Annotated in this window: 9 protein-coding genes and 1 pseudogene; 6 read left to right on the forward strand and 4 right to left on the reverse strand. The window is 32.9% G+C overall.

Annotated elements, in window-relative coordinates; all coding sequences use genetic code 11:
- Positions 1–37: 37 nt before the first annotated feature.
- From BS101_RS09215 to BS101_RS09245, 6 genes are all read left to right on the forward strand, one after another.
- A complete protein-coding gene (locus BS101_RS09215; RefSeq protein WP_242951440.1) occupies positions 38–5,722 on the forward strand; it encodes a non-ribosomal peptide synthetase in 5,685 nt (1,894 codons plus the stop codon).
- A gap of 6 nt (positions 5,723–5,728) precedes the next feature.
- Positions 5,729–6,910 (forward strand): MFS transporter, encoded by a 1,182-nt coding sequence (locus BS101_RS09220; RefSeq protein ID WP_073538562.1) that lies wholly within the window; start codon positions 5,729–5,731, stop codon positions 6,908–6,910.
- A 12-nt stretch (positions 6,911–6,922) separates the two neighbouring features.
- Positions 6,923–16,123, forward strand: a complete 9,201-nt coding sequence (locus BS101_RS09225; protein WP_073538563.1) for a type I polyketide synthase — start codon at positions 6,923–6,925, stop codon at positions 16,121–16,123.
- 52 nt (positions 16,124–16,175) lie between these two features.
- Complete coding sequence (locus tag BS101_RS09230; RefSeq protein ID WP_073538564.1) at positions 16,176–16,577, forward strand: FMN-binding protein; 402 nt, start codon at positions 16,176–16,178, stop codon at positions 16,575–16,577.
- 699 nt (positions 16,578–17,276) lie between these two features.
- Positions 17,277–17,645 carry a BlaI/MecI/CopY family transcriptional regulator gene (locus BS101_RS09240; RefSeq protein WP_073538566.1) on the forward strand — a complete coding sequence of 123 codons (369 nt, stop codon included), beginning with the start codon at positions 17,277–17,279 and terminating at the stop codon, positions 17,643–17,645.
- A gap of 4 nt (positions 17,646–17,649) precedes the next feature.
- Complete coding sequence (locus tag BS101_RS09245; RefSeq protein ID WP_083585680.1) at positions 17,650–18,873, forward strand: M56 family metallopeptidase; 1,224 nt, start codon at positions 17,650–17,652, stop codon at positions 18,871–18,873.
- On the opposite strand, the gene BS101_RS22685 is transcribed toward BS101_RS09245, so the two are convergent.
- The 4 genes and pseudogenes from BS101_RS22685 to BS101_RS23765 all read right to left on the reverse strand — a co-directional run bounded on the left by BS101_RS22685 (position 18,860) and on the right by BS101_RS23765 (position 21,353).
- Positions 18,860–19,102: a hypothetical protein gene (locus BS101_RS22685; RefSeq protein WP_156876022.1), complete on the reverse strand. Its 243-nt coding sequence runs from the start codon at positions 19,100–19,102 to the stop codon at positions 18,860–18,862. The two genes, BS101_RS09245 and BS101_RS22685, sit on opposite strands and share 14 nt — an antisense overlap.
- A gap of 256 nt (positions 19,103–19,358) precedes the next feature.
- Positions 19,359–19,613, reverse strand: a pseudogene (locus tag BS101_RS24560) (transposase); the annotation flags it as partial.
- Between the two features lie 305 nt (positions 19,614–19,918).
- The gene (locus BS101_RS09255; RefSeq protein ID WP_073538568.1) at positions 19,919–20,734 is read right to left on the reverse strand and encodes a hypothetical protein; all 816 of its coding nucleotides are present in this window, start codon (positions 20,732–20,734) and stop codon (positions 19,919–19,921) included.
- A gap of 70 nt (positions 20,735–20,804) precedes the next feature.
- Positions 20,805–21,353, reverse strand: a complete 549-nt coding sequence (locus BS101_RS23765) for a hypothetical protein (protein WP_242951441.1) — start codon at positions 21,351–21,353, stop codon at positions 20,805–20,807.
- Between the last annotated feature and the right edge of the window lie 25 nt (positions 21,354–21,378).

Below are 21,378 nucleotides of genomic sequence, written 5' to 3' on the forward strand. Positions count from 1 at the left end.
TCAGATACTTTAATAACATATGGAAGGGGAATTTAAAGTGTGTATTAATCAAATAAATCCAGCAGATATGAAAGTGCAAGTATATGAACTTATATCAAATGTAACTGGGCATAAAATTGAAGATCTTGATTGTGAAATGTTTCTTGAAGGCGATTTGGGAATTGATTCAATTAAAATGGTAACATTGATGAATCAGCTAATGAAGCTTGTACCTACTGAACGATTAGATGAGTTTACATCTATGTATCCTATAGTACGGCTCATGTCATTGCAAACAATAGGTGAAATTGTCCTTATATTTGAGGAGTTTTACAATGTGGAGGAGTTAAGTCAAAGTGAAAAAGATGATTTAGTAATTTTGAATGCTCAATATCCATTTTTAGTATCCTATTGGTCGGTGGGGACATTAACTATTTGTTCAGGTGTAAAAATTCAGGGGTCACTTTATTTAAATCAACTGCAGGAAAGTTGGATTGAATTAGTAAAGAGGCATCCTAGTTTGCGAGGGGAATTTGATGTTTGTGAGGGAGCAAAAAGTTTTAAAGACTATAGTCTTAAAGTATTTAGTAATCCTACCTTACCTGAAATAGAGGTACAGGATATAAGACATATGCCTGAACAGGCTAAAAGCCAGACAATTAATCAGATTATTGAAGAAATTCTAAACAACTCCTTTGATATTTTTGTATACCCGCTTCATAGATTTATGGTGATTCAGATAAATGACACTGAATATGAACTAATACTTGCAAATAATCATCTGATTTCAGATGGATTGGGAAATCAGCAAATCCTCAGAGAGATACTTGAGATATATGCAGCAAAAATACAGGGTGTCAGCGTAAAATTATGGGAAAGTGTATCCCTCGGCGATTATAATAAAGTAGTTTCAGAGATGAATAATTGGAATGATCCTGAAGAAAACAAAAATTTAGATAGTTATTCTCGAGTTTGCGGGAAGGCAAAGTATAGTTTTAATCCTTTTGGCAGGGATAATGCTGATAATGAATTTGCCCAAGTTGAGACTAAGAAATACTGGATAAGTGAAAATATTACCAGGCTTCTTATGGACAAATCAAGAGCATGGAGAGTATCTTTGTTTACTCTTATAGTTAGTGCTTATTTAAAATCTGTAACACAACTGGATGAGGACAGTGATCAAATTATATTAAATTTACCTACTGGGGGGAAGGTATATCCTAGTATTGATGCAACAGGACTTATAGGGTGCTTTGCTCAGAATATGTCACTAAGCTTTAATTCGAAAGAGGCTGATGAGGATTGGGTGACATTAGTAATGAGGGTGGATAAAGAAATAAAAGATAAAATATCTGCAGGAATAGACAGGGCTCAAACCTACATTGCTGCCAAAATGGCAAAAGATGAGGATATGCTTGAAGATGGAAAGATGTCTAAAACAACAGCAGCTTTTGTACGTTCCAGCTTAAAATCAAACTTATATCTTTCTTTTGTTGGAGATACTCACATAAAAGAAAGATATGGCAGCTTAAAAATAGTTGATTATGAAGCATATACATCAACTAATGCAGGAGCCATAGATAATGTTATTGAATTATTCCAAAATCAAATCTTTATCTCATCCAATTATGATAGTTTGCATTTTCATGAAGATGATATTAATTTGTTACTTAAAAAATTTATAGATAATCTTTATTTTCTTGCAAATTATAAAATGGAAAACCAGGATGAAGTACTAAGGCTAGAGGTTTCGGAAGATAAAATGTTACTTGGAGAACTCCAGAAAATAGCCGAGGAAATTTGCTGTACATCTATCTGTGAACAGGATGTACATAAGGATCTGGAGGCTGATTTTGGAGTTGATTCTTTACAGCGTATTCGTATAATAACAAGATTGTGTAAACTTCATGAAGGGGTTGATAAAAACTCTCTTTTTGAATGCAGGACTTTAAGTGAAATGGCTTTATTAGTTGAAAAAAATCGAAGCTTAACAGAGAGCTATTCTGAGGAGAAAGAACAAATTCCATATAGACAAATTGTGAAACAGTGCAGGGCTACGCCTGATGCAATAGCTATTATGTATAAGGATGAAAGTGTAACCTATAGGGAATTAGACCGTATATCAAACAGAATTGCTAATTATTTAAAAAGTCAGGGTGTTAAAAGAGGTTCCCTTGTTGGAATAATGGTATTTCCAGGTCCTATGATGTTACTTGGAATGATAGGCATTATGAAAGCAGGTGCAGCTTATGTTCCAGTGGATCCTAGTTATCCAACAGAAAGAGTTCAATATATACTAAATGACTCAGGCATAGAAATTTTACTTACTGAGCATGGGTTAAAAACGTCATTAGAACAATTAATAAAGGAGGATTCTGTCATAAAAGCCCTTATGTATTTGGACTATGGCACTCCTTTGGGTTCAATATACAACTACAAGCAGACTTTAAAGGAACAATGGATGGCTGCCAATGATAGTGAGCCTGAAGTTATAAATTCTTCTGATGATTTAATGACAGTTCTTTATACTTCAGGTTCAACTGGAAATCCCAAGGGGGTTATGCTGGGGCATAGAGGTTATATGAATAGGTTAAAATGGCATCAGGATACTTTTAGGTTAAAGCCGGGAGAACGGGTGGCACAGAAGACATCTTGTTGCTTTGATATATCTGTCTGGGAACTTTTCTGGCCTTTAATGTATGGAGGTATAGTATGTCCTGCCAGTAAGGAAACTGTAAAAAATCCATGGAGTTTAGGAAAGTGGCTCATAGATACAAAAATAAATATAATGCATTTTGTACCATCCTTGTTTGGAGAATTTGTAAATGCTTTAGAGGATGATGATTATAACTTTAAGGATTTAAGATGGTTAATTTTTAGTGGCGAAGCGCTGCCAATGGCTACAATACAAAAATGGATAGATAAGCATGGTTTATCAATAGGGCTTGCAAATCTTTACGGACCTACTGAGGCATCCATTGATGTTACCTGTCACATAATTGACAAAAGGCCTGGAACTAATGGAGAAAACAGTATTCCAATAGGCAAACCTATTGACAATGTGTTCATCAAAAATTTAGATGAAGATATGAAAGAACTTCCAGATGGGGAAATGGGGGAACTTTGGATTGGCGGTGTTCAGCTTTCCAGTGGCTATATGAATAATAGGCAGAAAACAGAGGAAGCCTTTAAGCCTAATCCTTTTAAAGATGTTCCAGGTGATTATTTGTATCGAACAGGAGATCTAACCTCCAGAAGGCCAGATGGGAGTTATGAGTATCATGGACGCAAAGATAATCAGGTGAAGATAAGGGGATTTAGAGTTGAGCTGGGAGAAATTGAAGCAGTGCTTGGAAGTCATCCTTGTGTAAATGAAACTGCTGTAGTTGCAGTGGACTATATTCAGGGGCAAAAGCAATTATTTGCCTGGGTTTCAGGTAATAAAGTAGATGATAGTGAATTAAAAAAGTGTGTAACAAAGAAACTCCCTTATTACATGGTTCCCCATCGCTTTGAATGGGTGACCGTTTTGCCAAAGACTCCTAATGGGAAGCTTGATAGAAAAGTTTTGAATGAATTATCCCAGAGGAAACTAAAGGGTAATGTGGTTGAAGATGCACTAACCAGTGAAATACCACTGTCACCTGCACAGAATTGGCTAATGAATTATTTTGATTATCCATATCAGTGGACCGGATATACAAGGTTTTTATATAAACAGCCTTTAGATTATAAGCTATTTAACAAAGCCCTTTCAATATTAACTGATAACCATGATGTTTTAAGAAGTGTATTAGTTAATAAAGGAGAAAAATGGCAGCAGAAATTTTTGCCTTTAGGACAAAATGTGGCAGCAGATTTTTATGATGGTTCTCATATGGAGCATCAAGAGAGAGACAAAGAGGTGAAAAATTTAATTGATAAAATTATTTTAGATCTAAAAGTAGACAAATGGCCTCTCTGGAAAGTGGTTGTTGTAAGGGTAAATAGTTCTCTTTATGATATTTCTGTAATTGGACATCACCTTATTTCTGATGTTATAACAAATCAACTGTTGTTTAAGGATATATGGAAAATATATAGACAACTTATTTTGACTAAAGATGTTAAGCTTGAAAAATCCAAATCATATGGGGATTTTGTTATGCGAGTTAATGAAGAAAAGAAGAATAAAGGTATGGAATTTGTAGATTATTGGAAAAAACAATTTCCTTCAGAATTTTATTCCCTTAAGATTCCTGAGGATTTTAACCTGGGCAGTAATACTGAGCAGTCTGCCAGTTCAGAAATGTTCATTTTAGATAAGGCTAAAACACAGCAGTTGTTGACTACTGCAAAGAAATGCTTCGGAACAAGTGTGTATCCAATTTTACTGGCGCCGCTTTATAAGATGCTGCAAAGGCTTTATAACAAATCATGGATAGTAGTAAGCCATAGAATGAATGGAAGGGATCTGGGTAATAATATATTTTTCCAGACTGCAGGAAATTTTGCAATAAATTATCCACTGGGAGTTACTATAGGACACAATGAAGATTGGAATGAAACAGTCCACAAGATTACAAATGCTATGAATGGAGTTCCAATGAAAGGTATAAGTTATGATTTGATTTCAGACAATTTGCCTTCATATCTATATCCTGATTTGAATTTAGCATCCATAAGATCAAATTATCTGGGAAACAGGGATGTACCTCAATACGATATATTTGAATTTTCAAAGGATGATATTGACAGGAGATATTCCCATCCTGATCAAAAGAGAATTTCATTAATTGAATTCTTCTATTCTATAGTAAATGGTGAGTTAAATTTAGAAATAGAATATTCTAAGAATATGTACAGTGAATCTACCATAAAACGTCTTGGAGATGAATACATGAAAGTTTGTATAGAGATGATTTCCTATATCAATAATCAGAAAAATACTGAAGATAATAGTACTTTAAAGCCTCTTTCATTAATAAGGGGAAGTAAAGAGGAGGGTTTTTTATCAAACAAAAGTGTAATTGTAACTGGTGGAGGAAGAGGCATAGGAAAAACTATTGCCATTGAAATGGCTAAAGAAGGTGCTGAGATAGCTATTATATCAAGGACAGCAGGTGAATTGGAAGAAACAGCAGCAGAGATTAAAAGAATTGGCAGTAAAGTTATAACTATAACAGCAGATATCAGCAGTTATAATGCTATGGAGAATGCTGTGAAAAAAATTGCTTCTGAATTTGGTAAAATAGATGTTCTTGTAAATAACGCAGGAATAACGAAAATGGCTCCTTTCACGGATATTAAAGAAGAGGAATGGAAGAGAATTGTAGAAGTCAATTTGTTTGGAACATATAACCTGTGTTGTTTGACCATACCTTATTTTGTAAAACAAAAATCGGGTAAAATTATTAATTTGGGTTCTGATTCATCTTTTATAGGATATCCTTTGATGAGTGCTTATTCAGCATCTAAGCATGGAATTATTGGATTAACTAAATCCTTAGCCGAAGAGTTCAAGGCTAATAACATTCAGGTAAATGCAATTTGTCCGGCTATGGTAGATACAGATATGGCTCCAGGTGCATTTAAGAAAAATGCTATGTCACCTAAAAAAGTTGCCGATTTAGTTTTATTCTTATCTTCAGATAAATCAGATTATATTACTGGAGAAGCTATTAAAATTTTTGGAAAGCAGGATATGTACTGGTTTGGATCTCAGCATATATCCGCTCTCAGAGCTGCATTGAGTAAAAGATAAGGAGGAATGACAAACTATTATGAATTTAAGAGAAAATGCACATTTGCTGCTTCAAAAAAAAAATGGGTACTTTATATTGTAGGTTTATTCCTGGGAACTGCAATGGGGATCATAAATCCCCTTGCATCCACTCACCTAGAAAAAAATAATGTGGGAAACTTATATATTGGGATAATTTCATCATCTTTTTTTCTTTTTATGTCAATAGGTTCTATTCTAATGGATAAAAGAATGAGAAATAAGGACATAAAAGTAGTTATGTTATTAGGGGCATTAATTGCTGCAGGGGCCTGTGGTATTTTTCCTTTGGTTACAAACTTATTTCTCTGGCTTTTTTTAATGGTAATTATGGGGTTTGGCATAAGTGCTGATATGGTTGGAGTACAAACAATGCTCCACAATTTAACAGAGGATAATACAAGAGGAATAGTCAGTGGCTTATATTCATTTTGTTTTGCTGTAGGTTTTATATTTAGTTCTGTTATAGGTCCACAGCTATATATATATAGAACCTGGCTTCCTTTTATGGTTCCTATAGCTGCGCTCATATTGTGTCCAATAATTATAAGGTTCAATTTTAAGGAAAAACTAATATTTCCAGAAAAGCCAGAGGGAAATGTATTAGGAAAAGTATTTATTGGACTTCAGGGGGCGTTTTTATATGGTTTTACAGAAACCACTCTAATTACTCTCTATCCTATCTTTCTTCTCCGTGAAGAATATGGCCTTTCATATCTTGGATATGCTCTGGGAATATTTGTAGTGGGAAGTATTGTAGGTACTATACCTATGACTTACATTTCAGATAAGTTGGGAAGAAAGAAAACTTTGATAGTTATTATTGTTATTTCTGTATTTACGGTTTTAGGAATTATAATTTTCAATAATTTTGCTCTAAGATTAATTTTCTCATTTTTATCTGGTGCTGCTATTGGACCTATATATCCATTATCTCTGGCAGTTACAGTTGAAAATCTGGATAAAGAAGATATACCTTCTGGAACCTCATTATTTACTTTCTCTTATGGAATTGGATCCACTATAGGTCCGGTAATCTCATCTACAGCTATGAGCCTGTTTGGAAATGACTATATTTTTAGTGTGTGTCTATTAATTTTTGTTGTATTTCTTTTTACGGTCTATATTAAAAGAGGTAAATATGAGTATAATTTGAGAAACTATAATTAAGGGGATGATTACATGAATAAAGCTAAAAATAATACAAAAATGTCAACTGCCTGGGGGAAGCCTGTAACAGGCAAGTATTGCAGTAAAATAAATATTGGTAACTTATTAATAGAAGCTTCAGAAAATCAAAAGCATAGAGGGATATTGTTTATCCAGGATAATAATAAAGAAGTTTTCTTAACCTATAAACAAATACTTGAAAAGGCTATTTACTGTTTAGGAATGCTGCAAGAAAATGGTTTAAAGCAAGATGATTTTGCAATTCTTTCCTTTGAAAATAATATTGACTTTGCCATCAGCTTTTGGGCTTGTATACTTGGCGGAATTATACCTGCACCAATTTCATATCCTTCATCCTTCAAGAGGAAAAATGCTTCTTTAGAAAAGCTTATAAATGTGTGGAATACCCTTGAAAAACCTGTAATAATAAGTGATGCTTCCATGATTGGAAGTATGGAAAATAATGAGTTATATGCGGATTGTAAAGATATGTTAATGTTAGATGTATCAATTTTAAGGCAGAGTACAATAAAAGGTTCAATAAATCTGTCACCATCAGAAAAGCCTGCTTTTATACAATTCAGTTCAGGAACTACCAATAAACCTAAGGGAGTGATTTTAACACATAAAAATTTATTAACTAATATAGAAGGAATTATTGAAGGTGCAGGTTTAACTTCAGAGGATAGATTTTTTTCATGGATGCCTTATTATCATGATATGGGTTTAATCGGCAATCACTTAACATTAATTGCTTTGGGTATATTTCAGATAAACATGCATCCTGTAAAGTTTGTAAGAAGACCTGCTCTTTGGTTTGATTTAATTTCCAAACATAAAGTTACTGTAACTTCCAGCCCTAACTTTGGCTATAGATTACTGCTTAGAAAAATTACAGACAAACATCTTGAAGCTTGGGATTTAAGTTCCCTAAGATTAATTTTTAATGGAGCAGAACCCATTTTTGTACCCCTAGCTAAAGAATTTATGGAAAAATTGGCTGTATGTAATTTATCTGAAACAAGCATGTATATGGTGTATGGAATGGCTGAGGCTTGTTTAGCAGTTACTTTTCCAATTGCAGGTACTAAACCAGAAAGCCATTGTATCAGCAGAAATAGCCTTGTAAATAATTCAATAGCTGAAGAGATTGATGAAGGTAATTTTGATTCATTTCAGGTGGCCAGTGAAGGATATCCTGTTCCTGGAACGGGAGTTCGTATTGTAGATGCGCAGGGAAAAGTAGTTTTAGAAAAACAATTGGGGGAAATTCAAATAAAAGGTGACAATGTTACTTCAGGTTATATTAATAATCCAGAAGCAACCCTTAATTCCTTTCAGGATGGGTGGCTAAAAACAGGTGATATTGGTTTTATGGTTGATGGAAAGTTATGTGTAACAGGGCGTATGAAGGACATAATTTTTGTTAATGGACAAAATTTCTTTGCACATGATATTGAGTTTAAATTAGAAGAATTTGAGGGGGTAAAACCAGGCAAAGTTGTAGTATGTGCCTGGCATGATGAGAAAGAAGGAAGGGAAAAGGTTGCCTTATTTTCTGCACTTCGTATTAATAAGGATAATTTAAAAAGCTTTTATGCAAATATACTTAGTAAAATAAATGAAATTTTTGGTATTGCCATTGAATATGTTGTTCTGATTAAATCTATTCCTAAAACCACCAGTGGTAAAATACAGCGTTTTATGCTGGTACAGTCATTTTTAAATAATGAGTATGAGGGTGAAACATTTACCTCAGATGAGTTATTATTTAATGGGATAGAAAAAATAGAGAAAAGTGGAACATTCCGGCCTTTAATATCAGGACAAAATATAGATAAAATACGTGAAATTTGGTCAAAAGTACTGGACAGACCTGCAGAAAGTATAGGATATGAACAGTCATTTTTATCATTAGGAGGAACTTCAGTAAAAGCAGTGCAAGTTTTAGGTATGTTAGAAGATGAATTAGAATTAACTTTAAGCCATGATATACTTATCAATTGTGAAACTATAAGTGATATGGATGAATATATTAGAAGGTTGCATGAAGAAAATACCTCAGAAATCAATGTGACAAAGATAGCTCCATCCCTAAATAAGGATGATGACATAGCAGTAATAGAAATGGCCTGCCGTTTCCCTGATGCATCAACTCCTGAAGAGTTCTGGAATAATATCGTAAATGGAAAGTGCAGTATTGATGAAATACCTGCAGATAGATGGGATATAGATAAATACTATAGTACTGATGTTGATCCAATAAAAACAAATTGCCGTACAGGTGCTTTTATAGATAAACCTTTTGATTTTGATGCTAAATTTTTTAATATATCTGATGAGGAGGCCGCTGTTATGGACCCTCAGCAGCGAATTATGCTTGAATTAGTATTTGAAATATTAGAGAGGGCAGGGTATTGTAAGAAAAAAATAGGTGGGGAAAATTTGGGATTGTTTATTGGAGCTGGTACAAATTCCTATTATGAATATCATTTAAATACTTTAAATATGTCAAATCTCAAAAGCTTTGATAGTTTTAACTCACTTACAAAAGAAGAACAAAAGTCTATTCTTGAGGAATGGAAAAATAAGCTTGGTATAACCCATTTCCATCCTAATTTACTTGTAGATAATATTTTGAATATGGTTGCAGCTAGAACCTCTCAGGAATTTAATTTAAAAGGGCCTAGTATGGTGGTAGATACAGCCTGCTCATCCTCAATAGTGACTATTCATCTGGCCTGCCAGTCTCTTCTTAGAGGTGAATGTGAATTTGCCCTGGCAGGAGGAATTAACCTTTTACTCACTCCTACTCCATATATATATTTTAGTAATGCAGGTGCCCTGTCAACAAGCGGACTGTCAAGAGTTTTTGATTCTCAGGCTGATGGTTTTGTTCCAGGAGAAGGTGCAGGTCTAGTTTTGCTGAAGCCTTTGAAAAAAGCTTTGAAAGATGAAGATAATGTTCTTGCAGTTATCAAAGCAAGTGCGATAAATAATGATGGACATTCTATAGGAGTTATGGCACCTAACCCTGATGGCCAGCGTGAAGTAATTGAATCCTTGTATATAAATAATGGTTTCAATCCTAAGGATATACAATATGTGGAAGCACATGGCACTGGTACAAAGATTGGGGATTTAAGTGAAGTTAGAGCTCTAGACAGAGCTTTTAAAAGGTGGAGTCCTGAAGCTAATTCCATAGCTATAGGGTCAGTTAAATCAAATATTGGGCATCTTCTCAGCGGTGCGGGTATAGCAAGCTTTATTAAAGTGGTATTAGCCTTAAATAATAAAATTATGCCTCCTAATGTGAATTTAAATGAGCTTAATCCTTCTATTAAATTTGATAGAACTCCTTTTTATACTATTTTTAAGGCAAAGGAGTGGAAGGTTTCTCCAAACATAGCCAGACGGGCTTCTATTAATTCCTTTGGATTTGGAGGTACTAATTGCCATATGGTTATTGAAGAGACTCCTGAGTTAACTAAAACAAAGCCCGAAAAAATATATGAACATTCTAAGCATGTTCTATGTCTTTCTGCAAATACAAAAGAATCATTAAATCAAAAAATAAGAAATTTAGTAGAATATCTTAAAACTAATAATAAAAGTTCCTTGGGAGATATATGTTATACAGAAAATGTCACCAGAACACTGCTTAAATATCGCTGTAGTGTGGTTGCAGATTCCTGTGAAGATTTAATGGATAAGCTTCAAGAAGTGAAATTAGATCATATTGATGGTAAAGTATTCCCTAAAATAGCATTAATGTTCACAGGTCAGGGATCACAATATGTTGGCATGGCAAAACAGCTATATGAAAATCTTCCTATTTTTAGGGCATATATTGATGAATGCTCTGAAGTGTTTTTCCCTTATCTTAATGAAAAGATAACTGATTTGATTTATAGTGACAAAGCAGACGAAATGCTTCTTGCAAAGACAAATATTACACAGCCGGTGGTATTTACCATTGACTATGCTTTTGGAAAGCTCTTTACAGATTTAGGGGTTAAACCTAACTATGTGCTTGGTCATAGTATTGGTGAGTGGTCAGCAGCTTGTCTCTCGGGTATAGTAAGTCTACAGGATGCTGCAAAAACAGTAGCTGCCAGAGGCAAATTAATGGAAGAGCTGCAGTCATCGGGCAGTATGTGTGCAGTGTTTACCTCTGGAGACAAACTCCAAGGGTTACTTGAAGCTTTTGAAGGTAATGTTTGGATTGCAGCATACAATGGAACCCATCAGGTTGTATCAGGGGAAGTAAATGCAATAGAAAAATTTAGTGAAGTACTGCTAAAAGAGGGAATAGGATTTAAAAAATTAAATGTTTCCCAGGCTTTTCATACGCCGCTTATGAAGCCAATGCTGGATGATTTCAAGGCAGTATTAGAGGGGGTAACCTTTAATTCTCCTAAAATACCTGTAGTATCAAATATCACAGGGGAAATAATGAATAAACCTTTTGATACTGAATACTGGATTCAGCATATTCTTCAACCTGTAAAGTTCGAGCAAAGCTTGAAATATTTATCAGACAACTCTGTAGATACCTTTATTGAGTGTGGCCCTGATAAGATATTATCAGGAATGGCAAGAGGTATAAAAACTAGCAATACTAAAACAATTTTCACAGCTTCAGACCGCAAGAAGGATTCATGGGATACCTGTTTAGGCACATTGTCTTCACTCTTTTGCTTAGGGATTAATATAAATTGGGAAAAATTTGAGCAGGGTATTTGCTATAATAAGGTTCAATTACCGTCATATCCATTCCACAGGAGTACATATAGGCCTGATTTTGGAATGGAAAATATAAAGGTACCAAATAGCTGGTTTTATAGTTGGAACTGGAAAGCTGAATCAGACAACTCTCTTAGTTTATTACCTGCAGGGAGTGTAGTAATATTTGATGATGGAAATGGCATTGGAGAAGAATTCAAATCAATGTTTGATGAAAAAGAAAATAAAATTTATGTTGTTAGCTCAGGAAGTGAATACAGCTGGGATTCCAATAAAAATTTTATAATTAATCCATTAGTGGAGAGGGATTATGTTGAGCTTTTTAAAAACATTCCAGAACCTATAGCTGCGGTGATACATTTATGGAATTTTAAAAGGGAAGCCTGGAAATCAGAATTTATATTTGATGACGGGGTGGTTCGGGAGGATATTTACAGTATAGTGTGTATTGGAAAGGCTTCAAAAGAGCTTAATGCAGACAATATTAGATTATTGCTGGCTACAAACAGCGGCATATCTGTAACTGAAAATTATAAAATCTTTAATCCACACCAATCTATTGCTGTAACTTTAGCATTAGCTTTAGATCAGGAAAATACTTTTATAAATTCATATTGTATAGATATAGATAAAAAAGAGTATAAATCTAATAAAGAACTTGCTGAAATCCTATTTAATGAGATAGGGAAGGAAATAAATGATGAGGGTATAGTAGTTATCAGAGATGGAATAAGGTATGTAAGAGATTTAATCAACACAGGTGAATTGAATAAATCTTCAAAAATCCAGTTTAATGATGGCGAAACCTATTTGATTACGGGAGGTGCGAGTGCTGTAGGAGGTGAAATTGCCAAAGCATTTGCTAAAAAAGCTAAAGTTAACCTAGTTTTAACAGGCCGTGAGAAATTACCATTAAGAGAAGAGTGGAATACACAAATATCTAATAATGCTAAATGTGCTAAAAAGATTGAACTAATTTTAAGCCTTGAAAAACTTGGAGCAAATGTTATTTATGAAGCCGTAGATGTGACAAAAATTAATGAAATGGAAGTTCTTATAGAAAAAGTAAATAATATATATGGATCTATTCAAGGTGTAATTCATGCAGCTGGTACTTGGGATTTCTCAAGCTTTAAGCTTTTAGATAAAAGCGTTGATACAGTGAATAGTGTTATAGAACCTAAGGTGCAGGGAGCGGTAATAACTGATTATGTTACGAGAAAAGAACCTCTAAAGTTTTTTGTCATGCTTTCATCAGTATCTTCCTCGAAGAAGATCTGGTCAGCAGGACTTGGCGATTACGCTGCGGCAAATTCCTTTTTGTCCACATACAGTTTTTACAGGGCATCTGAAAATGCACCGGGAAAAACTATTGCATTAAATTATTCTCTATGGGCTAAAACTGGAATGGGCTCTAATCTTGGGAATATGGCTTCAATGGCAATAAAAGTTCAAGGGTTGAATCCTCTTCCTGCTGAGAAAGCTGTGGAAGCACTAATGAGAGTATTGTCAGATGGAAGTCAAAGAGTAATACACATTCTAGATAAGCTTGAAATAACACAGGAAAAGAAACCTCTTTCAATTAAGGTTAATACACTAGACTTTAAAAAGTCCCAAAATATCAGAGAGACTGTCTATAAAATTATTGCTGACCAATTGCAGATTCATCAGGAAGAACTGGATATAGGACAGAATTTTCTCCAGTTAGGCTTGGATTCACTGGGAGCAGTTAAGGTTATGGAAAAGTTAGGACATAATCTTGGAATAGAATTATATCCTACATTAATATTTGAATATCAAACTCCTGATTCATTGGCACAATATATTGAGAGGGTTTATTCTGGAGATTCTGATGGTGTAACAGCACAAAAAATAGATATTTCAGAAAAAAATATTTTTTCAATGGAAAAAATAAAGGATATTGCAATAATAGGTGCTAGTGTTAGAATACCAGGTGCAAATACTTTAGATGAATACTGGAGTATTCTTGAAAGCGGCAAATGTATGATAAGAGAAGTACCATCAGAAAGATGGTCATTAAAGGATTATTTTAGCACAGATGTAAACTCCTTGTATACTTCTTATTCCAAGTATGGTGGATTTATAGATAAACCCTATGAGTTTGATCCTATGTTCTTTGGTTTGTCCCCAAGTGAAGCTGCTGTTACTGATCCGCAGCAGAGAATTTTTCTGGAAATTGCATGGGAAGCATTACAGCAAGCTGGCTATGGAGGAAGATATGGCTCAAATAATATTGGAGTTTTTGTAGGCTGTGAACAAAATACCTATGCAGAACACTTTGCGAATTATGGAATTTATATGAGACTAAAGAATTACTTATCAAGTAATCACATATTTAATAACATAGGTCATGCAGAACAGGATGAAATAATGAACAGTATTTTTAATGTGTTGAAACCAGCAGAGATGCTTCCTGATTTTGTTGCAGGAAATAGTTTAAATGAGGTAGCAGCTCGGGTAAGTCACTGTCTGAATTTTACTGGGCCAAGTTTAACAATTAATTCAGCATGTTCATCTTCCCTGGCGGCACTGCACCTGGCATGTGAGAGTATTAGAACAGGACAAAGTGAAATGGCTATAGTTGGAGGTGTGAATTTGAATCTTTCGCCAACTCCCTTTATAGGACTAAGCAGAGTAACGGCCTTATCTAAAAAAGGAGTTTGTTACCCTTTTGACAGCAGGGCAGATGGTATGGTACTTTCAGAAGGGGCCAGTGCAGTACTGTTAAAACCACTAGAAAATGCCATGAGAGACGGGGACAATATACTGACTGTAATTAAAGGTTCTGCCATGAATAATGATGGACATTCTCAGGGCTTAACAGCTCCTAGACCTCAGGGACAGGCAGATGCTATAAGAAAAGCGTATTTGGAAGCAAATATTAATCCAGAAACCGTATCTTACATTGAAACTCACGGTACAGGTACACCTTTGGGTGACCCTATTGAAATTGAAGGTATGACTCACGCTTTTCATTCCTTTACATCAGAAAAAGGTTTTTGTGCCATTGGGTCAGTTAAATCTTCCATAGGACATATGTTATCCGCATCTGGAGTTACAAGTTTAATAAAAGTAGTTCTTGCACTTAAGAATAAAAAAATACCGCACACTGTAAACTATGATAAGTCAAGAAGTAATCCTAATATAGATTTTGCTAATTCTCCATTTTATGTTGTTAGTGGAGAACCAATGGAATGGAAAAGTAGCAACATGACTCCCCTAAGGGCAGGAGTGAATGCTTTTGGCTTTGGTGGAACCAATGTTCATGTAGTTCTGGAAAAAGCTCCAGACATGAGGGAATATGAAGAAGAAAGACCTCCATACCTGTTACAGTTAACTGGCAGAAATGAAAATGTGGTGAAACGCATAGCTGCTAATTTAAAGAATCACATAGAACAGCATGAAAATTTAAGTGCAGCTTCAATTTGCTTTACTGTAAATAGTGCTCAAAAGGAATTAATTACTAAGACTGCAGCAGTAGTGAAATCAAGGGCACATTTGCTGGAAGTGCTTACTTCACTTGAAAATGGCAGCAGCATTGAAGGAGTTTATAAGGGACGTTCTCACCCAAATCGTGAAAATCAAGCTTATCTTATGCTGGATGGCAACATGAAGATTTTTGAAGATTGTAAACATGATCTATGTTCCCGTTTTGCTGCATTTAATACCGCATACAGAGAATGTATGGATAGATATAAGGAGCTGAAAAATGGATATAGTGAAGAAATTGAACCTATTGATTCTTTTGCAGTTCAATATGCACTTGGCATTCTTTTAAATGATTTTAATTTAAATATTTGCGGAATAATCGCACAGGGTATGGGTATTTTGACTGCAGCGGTTTTAACAGGTTTAATAAATTTAGACCAGGCTTTGGGGCAGCTTATTCATATTAGCATTATAGAAGATGGTAACTATTCTAAGAGTAATGAAAATGCCGTGTATTTAAATTCTCCTATATTAACACCTTCAGGAGCTATTGAAGAGTTTTTGGATATTCCAATAAAGGTTATAGAAAATATTAAAAGTTTAGATGGATTTGTGAATAAAGATCAGGTAGTTATTTATCCTGGCAAAGTTGATGAAATTAAGAATAAAGAATTTTATGATGATAGATTGTTTAACTGGGTTGAGATGAATATAAATGAAAATGCTGTAGAATCTATTATAACAGCATTTGCTAAGCTTTATGTACTGGGAACTAGGTACAATCCTAATAAATTCTCTACAGGCAAGGAGAAAAAGGTGTTACTTCCTACCTATCCCTTTGAAAATGAAACCTATAAAATATCTTTTAAAGAAAAGGCAGTTGATGTAGAGGTAAATTCAGCCACTACACAGCAAAAAGGATTATTAAAGATGGATGGCTATTATACACTTTCTGATGTGGAAAGAAAATCAAGTTGTAATGGCTTAGGCAATGACTTGAAGAAGTTGATTATTTAAAAAATATAACTATAAAAACAAGCAGTAAAAATTATGCGAAGGGAGATTGGGCATGTCAAATGTAAAAAAAATAGTACTTAGTGCAGTTTGTATTGTGATTCTAGTTGTGGGCATCATTGGAGGAAAATATTTAATTTCTGTGCAGAAGTATAAGAAAGCAATTGAAGAATTAAAAATTAGTAATGTGGATTTATCAAAGGTTTCGGATGGTAAATATACAGGGTCCTATGATGTGGGGTATGTGGGCGCAAAAGTTGCAGTTACAGTTAAAAATAACAAGATTGTAGATATAACTCTGCTAAGTCATAAAAATGAAAGGGGAAAGCCAGCAGAAGTTATTCCAGAAAAGGTGGTAAAAGCTCAAAGTCTGCAGGTGGATACTATTTCAGGGGCAACAAATAGCAGTAAAGTAATTTTAAAAGCCATTGAAAATGCATTGGAGTCTGGTGAATAATCAATTGTCGGGTTGGTGGATATGTTTATTTTTTATCCTAGGCTGCAGCTATAGTTTATTTAAAAGGTTAAAAAGTATTTGTCCCAAAATAAAATTACCGGTTAAAAATTTATTAAATTACCATTGTGTTTTTTCTGTAATAGCAACAATTTTAGCCTTTATCCATGCTGGAAACAACTTAACCCACATTAGGTTTTCCAATGGATACATTAGCCTTATATTGATGATTTTGGTAACATTAATTGGAATACTTATGAAGTATTTTAAAAAAATATATGTAAGGCATAAAATGTTTTGGCTATATACTCACATATTTTTAACTATTATGCTAATTGGAAGTATTTCACTGCACATATTTAGGTATTTACTTTTATAATTTCACTTTTAAGTGAAATAGGCAGCCTTATCTTATTGATTTAGCTGTCTATTTTGCATTTATAAGTTATAAAATATATATTTGTTATTGGCTTTTGTATAATTATCTACAATTTTAATACTAAGTTTTTCTACAACAATTGTACAAGCTCAAATTTTATCTTCTAAAGATAATTCAAGTTCGGTTACTGTATATCAAAAAAATAAAATAAAAAATCTATATGCGCTTTTTCAAAGAGCTAAAAATAATATTAATGATAATGATTTAAAACTTGATATCTATATTCTACTCTTGTAGAATATACACTAAGGAGGTGATTTATATTGTCAATTATGAAAATTCCTGAATCAGAATTAGAAGTTATGAAAATTATCTGGTCTAGTGAAATTCCTGTATCTTCAAAAGAAGTAGTTAAAATTATGGAAGAAAAAAAAGGATGGAAAATTACAACTACATTAACATTACTCTCACGCTTAGGAAAGAAAAAGTTTATAACAGCAACAAAGGGTAAAAAAATTACCTACTATACACCTATAGTAACAGAAAATGAATATTTAGGGTTAGAAACAAGAGATTTCTTTAAAAAAATTCATGGAAGTTCATTAAAAAGCTTTATTACCACACTACATGAAAATAATGATATTACAGATGATGATTTAAATAAATTAGACGAATGGATTAAAGATAGGTGATAGTATGATGGAAATATTTATAAAAAATCTATTATATGCGTCTATAGTGGGTAGTATAGAAATTATGTCTATTATCGTTTTAAAAACGACTTTACTTAAACGATATACTTGTGCATTTAACTATTATATATGGCTGGCTGTAATATTCAAAATGATTACGCCTTTTAAAATTCCAATTTATATTCCAGAAAAGATATCTTATATTTTTCAACACTCTCCGAACAATGTAAAGACAATTATAGAAAGTGGAATTTCTTTAAGTGAGAGTATGAAAATAAAAAATAATGCTAATATAATAACTGCCAATTATCCTATAGAAAACTATTTTATAATACTGTTTTATATATGGCTCATTGTATCCATAATACTTTTATCTTATCATATTATTTCCTATATTATCTTCAACAATAAAATTAAACATTTCATTTATGATGTACCTGACAGTGAAATTAGAAATATATATTCAAAATTGTTAGTTGAAATGAATATTAAAAGAAAAATTTCTCTCAAGCTCTGCTGGGGAATCTCAACACCTCTGGGCATTGGAATATTTAATTCCCATATATTAATTCCTTGTGTTTCATATGATAACCAAGAATTAAAATATATCTTAAAACATGAACTTATGCACTATAAAAGACATGATATGATATATAAGATTTTATTATTAATAACTGTAACAGTATACTGGTTTAACCCTTTAGTTTATATAATGTATAAAATAGTAAGTAATGATTGTGAATTATCTTGTGATGAAGCTGTACTTAAAAAATCGAATATGAAAGAAAGAAAATTATATGCATCAACTCTTATTAATTCTTTAAGACTTAATAAAAATAATGTAATAAAGCAGAATTTAATTACAGGTTTTAATAACAATAAAAATATACTAAAAAGGAGATTAGAAAATATGTTGAATTTAAAAATAAAACAAAAAGGTGTAATTTGGGGAATCTTAATTACAGTAATAGTAGTTTGTTCATTTATAAGTGTCAATGTACTTGCAGAAGCTACTAAAAACAATAGTACATCGGCAATCGAAAATACAAAAACACAACAACAAAAAATAACAAGTGATAATTATTCTGATGCCTTACAAGAATATATTAAAGATAATCCTACTAAATTTGATAAAGATAATCCCACTAAAATTTTAGATGACTTTATGAAGGAAAATAATTTAGATCATCTTACTGTTGACTTTACTGCACCTGTTAACACAGACTAGATATTAAGTAACCAATTATCTTCCTGCTGTAGAGATCCATGACAGATGCAAGATAACACCATCCATCTTTTACAGTATGTATATAAGTTATATATGTACACCATTTTTCGTTAATAGTACTTGCATTGAAGTATCTTTTTAAGATATTTTCTTTTCCCTGTATGGTGGAACTGGATTGAACCGGCCTGAATTTTTTACATACAATGGCCCGTATACCTAATTCTCTCATAAGTCGCTGGGTTCTTTTAATGCTTATATTTATATTTGCCCTAGCTTATGATTTATTTTTATTGCACCATAACGTCCCTTACTATCTCTATAAATATCTAGAATAGAGGATTTAATCTGTTCATTTTGAATACTTCATGTACTCTGGCTGCGCCTGGAATTTTTATAAAAAGAACTTCTTGGTACGTTAAAAATCTCACACATTAACTTAATACTATAATTATTTTTGTTATCTTTAATAAACTTGTATAATACATTTAAATTTTCTTTGCAAATATGGCCATAGCCTTTTTTAATATCTCATTTTCTTTCTCCAACCTGGCCATTTTTTTTATCAATGCCTGATAACCATCTGTCGTAATAGTTTTGTTATTATCTATCTGTATAGATGTTGATTTTTTAACCCACGATTTTATTGTTGATTTAGATGCGTCATATTCGTTGTTTAACTCACTTAAAGATTTACCTGATTTATAAAGTTCTACTATTGTATTTTTAAAATCTTCTGTATATCTTTTGGATTTATTTTACATCTTTCTAGACACTCCTTTTCTTTTATTCTATATTGTTCGAATTTTTGTGTCTACATTTTTATACTAGCACCAATTATTACTATGATATATATTTGATTTTACTTTTGTTACAACTTACTGCATTATCACAATTATGTAGCAACCTTGACGCTACTCATTGAACCAAGGGCATATGATAATAGTGAACTTTTATATTCCTATTAGCAATCTCCATTCTTTTGCAGCCAATACTTTTCTAATTTTGAAGTCAGAACTCACCACTTTGAAGATAGCTTTTTAATAAACTATAAAGTACTTAGTTGAAACATATCAATTTTAGAGTAATTAACATTCGATTGACTGCTACTCAATGTAACAAGACAAATATCATTTGGTATGCTTAGTGGTATGCTTAGAAATCTTGCCTTTAAAAATATATAATTTTTATTCGGATGCAGCACTCTTTTATCTTGAGTTGTAATTATTTCTATTATATTTTCATTTACTATAGCAAATGTTCCCCCTTTAAATTCGATATCAAGAAAATTAACAGTGTCATTATTAAGGACATATTTAGTTTGGTCCTTAACGTTAAGCATATTAATGTTACGTTTCTCATCATCTATAATTGCTATGTACTCATGTGGAAATACTCTAACAACCTTGTGCTTTATTGACTCCTGATGAAATTTGTATAACTTAGGATATAATCTCTCAATTTCTTTATAATCAATTTTTTGTATTGTCTTTTCATATGCACAAACCCTATAGAACTCACCCTTATATATTGTTAAAACTAAGCCATTCTCATTCCATTCATATAAAGTTGAAAAAATTAAACTCTCTAATCCATTATTTAGATAAATCACTTTATATTCATAGTTTGCAATATCAATATGCACCATACATTCGTTATCTGGGCAAAATAGTAACATTTCTTTATTATTAATGAAAGAGGAGTACACTGTTATACCTTCAAAAATATTTAATCTTTTTATTAAATCAAGATTGTTATCAAGTATTAGTATACCATCATAGTTATCATTAATGATTATTTTATCCGATAAAACCTCCATAAAATATATATCGTTCTGCTTAAATTCTTTTGTCTTTATAAGCACTTGACTTCACCTCCAAAATAAATATTTAGTAGAAAGGCATGTATACAACAATGCCTTTCTACTGAAGATATTATTTTACATTAATCTTTTTTGTTGAGTCTACAGTTTCTGGTATTAGCTCTCCAGTTTGTGGATTAGCTTCACCAATATGATTTCCCCTCTTATCAAATACCTCCAAATGTGATGCCTCTCCTGTGTGGAAAGTATCACGGTAATAATAATTATCACCATTTTTGTAAACTTGAGCACCTTTAACCTTAATATTAGTCTTCTTATAATCTTTACTACTTAATACGGTCTCCTTATCTAATGGTACACGATTATCTTTTATGTAATCTGGAGCTTTACCCGGCCCTTTATTCCCTTCACCTTTAATCAATGAGAACAAGTCTTCACTAAAATTATGTGCTGATTTAATTGTAGCAGCACCCCTATGGGTTACAAGACCTAAACTTGCAGCGTTTAAAGCAACACCAGCAGGAGCGAGTACTACTGTACCGTCTGCTGTAAACCCTAAAAGCTCTCCCCCAGCTCCAGTTCCAGCCTCTGCAGCTCCAAATGCAAATGACCCTATATCACCAGCTAACTCACCTATTTTATATGGTATTGATTTAGCCATACTGCTTTGATTTATTCCACCAACA

Source organism: Clostridium kluyveri, assembly GCF_001902295.1.
GTDB classification, from domain to species: Bacteria; Bacillota; Clostridia; order Clostridiales; family Clostridiaceae; genus Clostridium_B; species Clostridium_B kluyveri_B.

What these genes read in the sequence shown, in the direction of transcription:
- BS101_RS09220 (WP_073538562.1), top strand. Translation starts at nt 5,729, where the DNA reads ATGACAAACTATTATGAATTTAAGAGAAAATGCACATTTGCTGCTTCA.
- BS101_RS09225 (WP_073538563.1), top strand. Translation starts at nt 6,923, where the DNA reads ATGAATAAAGCTAAAAATAATACAAAAATGTCAACTGCCTGGGGGAAG.
- BS101_RS09230 (WP_073538564.1), top strand. Translation starts at nt 16,176, where the DNA reads ATGTCAAATGTAAAAAAAATAGTACTTAGTGCAGTTTGTATTGTGATT.
- BS101_RS09245 (WP_083585680.1), top strand. Translation starts at nt 17,650, where the DNA reads ATGATGGAAATATTTATAAAAAATCTATTATATGCGTCTATAGTGGGT.
- BS101_RS22685 (WP_156876022.1), bottom strand. Translation starts at nt 19,102, where the DNA reads ATGAGAGAATTAGGTATACGGGCCATTGTATGTAAAAAATTCAGGCCG.
- BS101_RS23765 (WP_242951441.1), bottom strand. Translation starts at nt 21,353, where the DNA reads ATGGCTAAATCAATACCATATAAAATAGGTGAGTTAGCTGGTGATATA.